We start from the raw sequence: 6,527 nt of genomic DNA, 5'->3' as shown, positions 1-6,527 counted from the left end.
ATGGTCTAGGGGCCTTACCGGGTTACCGAAATCAACCAAACTCCGAATACGGGTGTGTGAGAGTGTGGCAGTGAGACGGCGGGGGATAAGCTTCGTCGTCGAGAGGGAAACAGCCCAGAACACCAGCTAAGGCCCCTAAGTGTGTGCTCAGTGGGAAAGGATGTGGGATTGCCCAGACAACCAGGAGGTTGGCTTAGAAGCAGCCACCCTTGAAAGAGTGCGTAATAGCTCACTGGTCAAGTGGTCCTGCGCCGACAATGTAGCGGGGCTTAAGCACACCGCCGAAGCTGTGTCATTGACACAAGAGATCCGCTTCAACGTTCGCGTTGTTGTGTAGTCGTGTTGATGGGTAGGGGAGCGTCCTGCATCCAGGGAAGCCACGGTGTGAACCAGTGGTGGAGGGTGTGGGAGTGAGAATGCAGGCATGAGTAGCGAAAGCAGAGTGAGAAACTCTGCCGCCGGATGACCAAGGGTTCCTGGGCCAGGCTAATCCGCCCAGGGTAAGTCGGGACCTAAGGCGAGGCCGACAGGCGTAGTCGATGGATAACGGGTTGATATTCCCGTACCCGTGTATGTTCGTCCCTGATGAGGCGGTTGATACTAACCACCCAAAGCATCATGGTGAAGCCTTCGGGTGGAGTTGTGGTGTGGAGCGTGGGATCTGATTCCGTAGTAGTCAAGCGATGGGGTGACGCAGGAAGGTAGCTCCGCCAGTGAATGGTAGTACTGGTGTAAGCGTGTAGGAGGAGGTATAGGTAAATCCGTACCTCGTATACTCTGAGACGTGATGCGTAGCCGTTGAGGTGAAGTAGGGTGATCCTATGCTGCCGAGAAAAGCCTCTAGCGAGAACATGTACGGCCCGTACCCCAAACCAACACAGGTGGTCAGGTAGAGAATACTAAGGCGATCGGGTGAACTGTGGTTAAGGAACTCGGCAAAATGCCCCCGTAACTTCGGGAGAAGGGGGGCCAAAGCACTTGAAGCCCCGTGCGGGCTAGGGTGAGTTGGCCGCAGAGACCAGCGGAAAGCGACTGTTTACTAAAAACACAGGTCCGTGCGAAGAAGCAATTCGATGTATACGGACTGACGCCTGCCCGGTGCTGGAACGTTAAGAGGACCGGTTAACTCCCTTTGGGGGGTGAAGCTGAGAATTTAAGCGCCAGTAAACGGCGGTGGTAACTATAACCATCCTAAGGTAGCGAAATTCCTTGTCGGGTAAGTTCCGACCTGCACGAATGGCGTAACGACTTTCCGGCTGTCTCAACCACAGGCCCGGCGAAATTGCACTACGAGTAAAGATGCTCGTTACGCGCGGCAGGACGGAAAGACCCCGGGACCTTTACTATAGTTTGGTATTGGTTTTCGGTTCGGCTTGTGTAGGATAGGTGGGAGACTGTGAAGGCATCACGCTAGTGGTGGTGGAGTCAATCTTGAAATACCACTCTGGTCGAATTGGGAATCTCAACCTCGGACCATGATCTGGTTCAGGGACAGTGCCTGATGGGTAGTTTAACTGGGGCGGTTGCCTCCTAAAGAGTAACGGAGGCGCCCAAAGGTTCCCTCAGCCTGGTTGGCAATCAGGTGTTGAGTGCAAGTGCACAAGGGAGCTTGACTGTGAGACTGACGGGTCGAGCAGGGACGAAAGTCGGGACTAGTGATCCGGCACCACCTGGTGGAAGGGGTGTCGCTCAACGGATAAAAGGTACCCCGGGGATAACAGGCTGATCTTGCCCAAGAGTCCATATCGACGGCATGGTTTGGCACCTCGATGTCGGCTCGTCGCATCCTGGGGCCGGAGTAGGTCCCAAGGGTTGGGCTGTTCGCCCATTAAAGCGGCACGCGAGCTGGGTTTAGAACGTCGTGAGACAGTTCGGTCCCTATCCGCCGCGCGCGTAGGAGACTTGAGGAAGGCTGTCCCTAGTACGAGAGGACCGGGACGGACGAACCTCTGGTATGCCAGTTGTCACGCCAGTGGCATGGCTGGTTAGCCACGTTCGGAAGGGATAACCGCTGAAGGCATCTAAGCGGGAAGCCTGTTCCAAGATGAGGTCTCCCACCCCTTTGTGGGTTAAGGCCCCCAAGAGACCATTGGGTTGATAGGCCAGAAATGGACGCACCGTGAGGTGTTATCGAGTTGACTGGTACTAATAGGCCGAGGACTTGCCCACAAACATGCTACGCATCCGCTCTACAGCTCTGAAACACCACACCACCCGTGAACCATCACGGGAGAGAGAGTGTGTGGTGTTGATAGAGTTACGGTGGTCATGGCGGCAGGGAAACGCCCGGTCCCATTCCGAACCCGGAAGCTAAGCCTGCCAGCGCCGATGGTACTGCACCCGAAGGGGTGTGGGAGAGTAGGACACCGCCGAACACCCTTTAATGTGGTGTGGGACCCGGTCGAGAACCCCAGAGGTTCTCCCGGGACCCACACCACTTTTTTATGCCCAGAACCGTGTGCCTTGACCTTCGAGCGGGTTGAAGGCGGAGACTTCGGGGCATGGGAGACAACAAGTCATCGTTGCTGGGGATCAGCGCGTTCGCGCGAAGGGTCGGGTTGACGCCGAGCGCGCTGCGGTTTTATGACGACTGCGCGGTGCTGCGGCCGGCGGAAGTGGACGCGGCGACCGGGTATCGGTACTACCACCCGGAGCAGGAGGAGCGGGCGGTTCTGCTGCGACGGTTGCGGGCGGCGGAAGTGTCGTTGACGGATGCGGTCGCGGTGCTGGACGGATCGGCGGAGCAGGCCGAGAAGGTGCTCAGGAATCATCTGCGGCGTGCCAGGGAGAAGTCGGACACGGCCAGGGCGGCGATCGATGAACTGCTGCGGTCGGTGTCCGGCGGGCGGGTGTCCGCCGACGTGGACGGGGCCGAGTTGGCCGGGGCGTTGCGGCAGGTGGCGCCGGCGGTGGGCGACGGCGAAGTGCCGGCGTTGAACGGGGTGTTGCTGGAGCTCGGGGACGCGGAGGTCCGGGTGGTGGCGACGGACCGGTACCGGCTGTCGTTGCGAGTGCTGAACCCGGTGGAGAGCTGGGGCGGGCCGTGCCGGTATCTGCTCGCGAACACCGGGCTGGCGGAGCTCGGGCGATGGGCGGCCAGAGAGGCCAGGGTCGTCATCGAGGGTGACGCGGACGGCCTGCGGTTCCGCGGCGCGGCCGACAGCCGCGACGTCAGCACGGTGGACGCGGAGTTCCCGGCTTATCGCGAGGTGCTGGCCGCGCTGGCGGCACCGGAGCACCGCGTGGTGGCTGATCGGCTGGTGCTGCGGGATGCCGTCCTCGGGTCGGACGGCACGAGGGTGGTGCTGGAGTTGAGCGAGGACGAACTGCTCGTCGCCGGCGGGAAGGCGCTCGCGGTGCTGTATTCGGGGCCGGGACTGACGATCGCGTTCGATCCGGTGCTGCTCGGGCAGGCGCTCGACGCCAGCGTTGGGCCGGATGTGCTGCTGGAGATCTCCGGCGCGGCGCAACCGGTGGTCGTCCGGTCCGCGGATCAGGGCAGCTTCACCACCCTCGTGATGCCGGTAGCGCTTTGACCTCAGGGAGAATCATGGATCTCACGAATCCGGTCGTCCAGTTGTGCGTGGAAGGTATGCAGGCCGAGCAGGAAGGCCGTGCCGATGTCGCGGGTGCGTTGTTCCTGCGAGCCTGGCAGGCCGCGGAGGACGACTACGACGCCTGCATCGCCGCGCACTATCTGGCCAGGCAGCAGAGCACGCCGGAAGATTCACTGCACTGGAACCAGGAGTGCCTGAACCGAGCGGACCTGGTCGGTGACGAGCGGGTGCGGGGTTTTTACGCTTCCCTGCACGGGAATCTGGCGCGGGCCTACCGGGAGCTCGACCGGCCGGAGCAGGCCAGGGAGCACTATCTGCTGGCCGTGCGACATCTGGACGACGTGCCGGCCGGTCCGTATCGCGATTCGATCACGTACGCTCTCGCGGAAATCTCGGAAGACTAGGCCGAGGGCGATCTGAGCAGTGCTTCGAGGTTGGCCAGCGACTTGGTCAGCTCGCCTCGGACCGCACGCCCCAGTGTCATCGCGATCGGGCCGAACACCGGCTTCCCGGTCACCTGCGCGTCGATTCCGACCAGGGAGCCGTCGCCCTCCGGCCGGATCGACAGGACGAGGTCCACCCGCACGCCGCCGACGCCGTCACCGCAGATCGCCAGCGAGTGGGGCTCGTCGTAGGAGACCACCCGCCAGGCGATCCGGTTGCGCAGGCCCTTGATGGTGACCACCGACGTGAGCGTGGTGCCTTCGGTGAACTCGGAGGGCAGCTGGCCGCGCCATGCCTCGTGCATGGTCAGCCAGTCCGCGAACCGCGGCAGATCGGCAGCGGTCGCCCAGGTCTGCTCCGGGGATGTCGGTACTCGGCCGCAAACGGTCACCTTGGCCATGGCTTTCTCTCCCTACTGCGAGTCACCAGGAATCTAGTACTCGCACAGGAGAACTGCTGTTTGCCGAGCGTTCATCCACGGAATGTACGCAGATATACCCCCGAAAGAGTTACATTCAGTCCACTGTGCAGGTTCGCAGCGCTTCGATTCGCGCTGCCCTGCTCTTCGGCGAGTCGAGGCTGAAGCTGCGCGCGTCGCCGAGCTGTTCCCGGACGAAGCCCTCGGTGCGGCTGATCACCTTACGCAGCAACGAAGTCTCTTCGACGTACAGCTTGTACGCGATCCGCGCGTCCGCGGTGTCGTACTCCCACAGCCCGATCAACCGGCCGCGGTCCATGATCAGATGGCACGGCGAGTCCGCTTCGTCGCCCAGAGTTCGGCCGGGTTTACCGTCCGGAACCGGGCGCGCCGCCTCCGCCGGGTCGAGCAGCCGGGAGAATTCGCGGTGCAGCAGATGGATTCCGTCGATTCCGGCGAGCAGCGCATAGGAAGGCTCGCGCGGGGTGCTGAACTCGGCGAACTCGTCGGCGAGCTCGGGCGGCAGCAACAGCGAGGTGTCCGGGATCGGCCGCAAATCCAGCGGCGCCACCGCCTTCTTCGCGACCGCGGCGGTGAATCCGGAGAACCAGCGGAAATGTTTCAGCGAAGCGGGCGCGGCCCAGGAGAAATAGCGCCGCGCCAGTTCGGTTTCCGGGTCGTCGGGCTTGGCCGGAGGGGTCCAGCGGACGTAGCCGTAGCGCTGCTGGTCGAGCCGCCCGTTCGCGGGTACCCGGCGGATCTCGCCGCGGGACTGCAACAGGCCGAGCGCGAGCGGCAGGGTGCTGGACAGGCCCCTCGCCTTGCCCGCTGCGCCGAGGCTGCGGGCAGCATCGCCGGTGGCAGCTTTGATCCCGGCCGGGTCCAGTGGTTCGGTGGACTGCTCGAGCGCGCCGACGACCGCGGCGCACAGGTCGTCCACCTCGGTGTGCGTGACACCGAGCCGGTTGACCGCACCGGCCAGTTCGCCTTCCGGAGCACCGGCGCCGACCGCCAGGCCAAGCCCGAAATCCGCGGCCGGTAGCACGTAGGTGCAGCCGCGGGCCGAGGGCAGCTCGTGGATGCGCTGGTCCGCGACGTCCTGATCGACTGTCTCGCGGTCCAGCCCGGCCCTGGCGAACAGCCCCAGATAGGGTGCCGCGCCGCCGACCGAGCGGGCCCAGCCGCTGCGGGCCAGCACCTCGCCGGCGTCGAGGCCGGTCAGGGTGCCGTCCAGGCCCTGCCGGTGGGACCACCAGGCGCGTAGCTTCTGCATTTTCTCTCCCCTTGGCTACCGCTCTTTGGCGGCCCATTGTTCGGCTCGTTCGTGCAGCTCGCTCGGGGCCGGGTCGTCGTTCGGGGTGGCCACCGACCAGCGGTGCCCGGCCGGGTCGAGCAGGATTCCGTAGCGGTCTCCCCAGAACGCCTCCTGCAGCGGCATTTCGACGGTCGCGCCGGCGGCCACCGCGCGGGCGAACACCTCGTCCACGTTGTCCACGTACAGGTGCAGGGTGACCGGGGTGCCGCCGAGCGCCGCCGGACCGGACCGGCCGGGGAACTCCTCGTGCAGCAGCAGCCGGGTGCCCAGCAGGAACAGCTCGCAGTGCATCACCTTGCCGCTGTCCGGGGCCAGGTTGCGGACCACCTCTTCGGCGCCGAACGCGTTGCGGTAGAAGGTGATCGCCGCGTCCGCGTCGGCCACGATGAGCTGCACGGTGATCGGGGCGAACTCGCTGAGCATCACGACTCCAGTTCCGGGGACAACAGTCCTTTTTGGACAGCGAAGCGGACGAGCTCGCGCAGCCGTTCGGCCTCTTCGGCGGCCGCTCGGCGACCGGCCGCGGTGAGTGAGTACACGCGCCGCCGTTCGTCCTCGGTGTCCGAGCCTTCCTCGGCGAGCAGTCCGTCCACGCGCATTCGCTGCAGGGAGCGGTACAGCGTGCCGGCGCCGAGGCGCATCCGGCCGCCGCTGAGCCGCTCCACCTCCTGGCCGAGCGCGTAACCGTGCCGCGGGCCGCCGGTGAGGGCGAGCAGGAGGTGGAAGACCGCCGGGGTCGGCGGTTGTCCGGCCATCGTCGATCCTCCACTCTTTCCGCTGTGAATATATCCAT

6 protein-coding genes and 2 rRNA genes (1 of these 8 running past the window's edge) are annotated in these 6,527 nt (G+C 64.2%); 4 read left to right on the top strand and 4 right to left on the bottom strand.

The genetic code is table 11. The annotated features are described in order from the left end of the window. The 4 genes from AMYNI_RS0114775 to AMYNI_RS44600 form a co-directional block, all read left to right on the top strand. Nucleotides 1-2,169, top strand: a 23S ribosomal RNA gene (locus AMYNI_RS0114775) (it extends 955 nt beyond the left edge of the window). Nucleotides 2,170-2,258: 89 nt separating this feature from the next. Beyond that, nucleotides 2,259-2,375 (top strand): 5S ribosomal RNA (gene rrf / locus AMYNI_RS0114770). A 126-nt stretch (nt 2,376-2,501) separates the two neighbouring features. Beyond that, nucleotides 2,502-3,536 (top strand): DNA polymerase III subunit beta family protein, encoded by a 1,035-nt coding sequence (locus AMYNI_RS0114765; RefSeq protein ID WP_020668796.1) that lies wholly within the window; start codon nt 2,502-2,504, stop codon nt 3,534-3,536. Nucleotides 3,537-3,550: 14 nt separating this feature from the next. Continuing rightward, nucleotides 3,551-3,961, top strand: coding sequence for a hypothetical protein (locus tag AMYNI_RS44600; RefSeq protein WP_020668795.1), 411 nt, complete (start codon nt 3,551-3,553; stop codon nt 3,959-3,961). Here AMYNI_RS44600 and AMYNI_RS0114755 read toward each other — a convergent pair. The 4 genes from AMYNI_RS0114755 to AMYNI_RS0114740 form a co-directional block, all read right to left on the bottom strand. Continuing rightward, on the bottom strand, nt 3,958-4,401 hold the full coding sequence (locus AMYNI_RS0114755) for a type II toxin-antitoxin system Rv0910 family toxin (protein ID WP_020668794.1): 444 nt from the start codon (nt 4,399-4,401) through the stop codon (nt 3,958-3,960). The two genes, AMYNI_RS44600 and AMYNI_RS0114755, sit on opposite strands and share 4 nt — an antisense overlap. A 115-nt stretch (nt 4,402-4,516) precedes the next feature. Further along, nucleotides 4,517-5,692, bottom strand: a complete 1,176-nt coding sequence (locus AMYNI_RS0114750; RefSeq protein WP_020668793.1) for a DNA glycosylase AlkZ-like family protein — start codon at nt 5,690-5,692, stop codon at nt 4,517-4,519. Between the two features lie 15 nt (nt 5,693-5,707). Continuing rightward, complete coding sequence (locus AMYNI_RS0114745) at nt 5,708-6,157, bottom strand: VOC family protein (RefSeq protein WP_020668792.1); 450 nt, start codon at nt 6,155-6,157, stop codon at nt 5,708-5,710. Next, the gene (locus AMYNI_RS0114740; protein WP_020668791.1) at nt 6,157-6,489 is read right to left on the bottom strand and encodes a PadR family transcriptional regulator; all 333 of its coding nucleotides are present in this window, start codon (nt 6,487-6,489) and stop codon (nt 6,157-6,159) included. The genes AMYNI_RS0114745 and AMYNI_RS0114740 overlap by 1 nt, the downstream gene beginning before the upstream one ends. Nucleotides 6,490-6,527 lie beyond the last annotated feature (38 nt).

This window comes from Amycolatopsis nigrescens CSC17Ta-90, assembly GCF_000384315.1.
GTDB classification, from domain to species: domain Bacteria; phylum Actinomycetota; class Actinomycetes; order Mycobacteriales; family Pseudonocardiaceae; genus Amycolatopsis; species Amycolatopsis nigrescens.
Note: the sequence above shows the minus strand (reverse complement) of the source record. Positions and strands in the feature narration are given on the sequence as shown.

What these genes read in the sequence shown, in the direction of transcription:
- AMYNI_RS0114765 (WP_020668796.1), top strand. Translation starts at nt 2,502, where the DNA reads ATGGGAGACAACAAGTCATCGTTGCTGGGGATCAGCGCGTTCGCGCGA.
- AMYNI_RS44600 (WP_020668795.1), top strand. Translation starts at nt 3,551, where the DNA reads ATGGATCTCACGAATCCGGTCGTCCAGTTGTGCGTGGAAGGTATGCAG.
- AMYNI_RS0114755 (WP_020668794.1), bottom strand. Translation starts at nt 4,401, where the DNA reads ATGGCCAAGGTGACCGTTTGCGGCCGAGTACCGACATCCCCGGAGCAG.
- AMYNI_RS0114745 (WP_020668792.1), bottom strand. Translation starts at nt 6,157, where the DNA reads ATGCTCAGCGAGTTCGCCCCGATCACCGTGCAGCTCATCGTGGCCGAC.
- AMYNI_RS0114750 (WP_020668793.1), bottom strand. Translation starts at nt 5,692, where the DNA reads ATGCAGAAGCTACGCGCCTGGTGGTCCCACCGGCAGGGCCTGGACGGC.
- AMYNI_RS0114740 (WP_020668791.1), bottom strand. Translation starts at nt 6,489, where the DNA reads ATGGCCGGACAACCGCCGACCCCGGCGGTCTTCCACCTCCTGCTCGCC.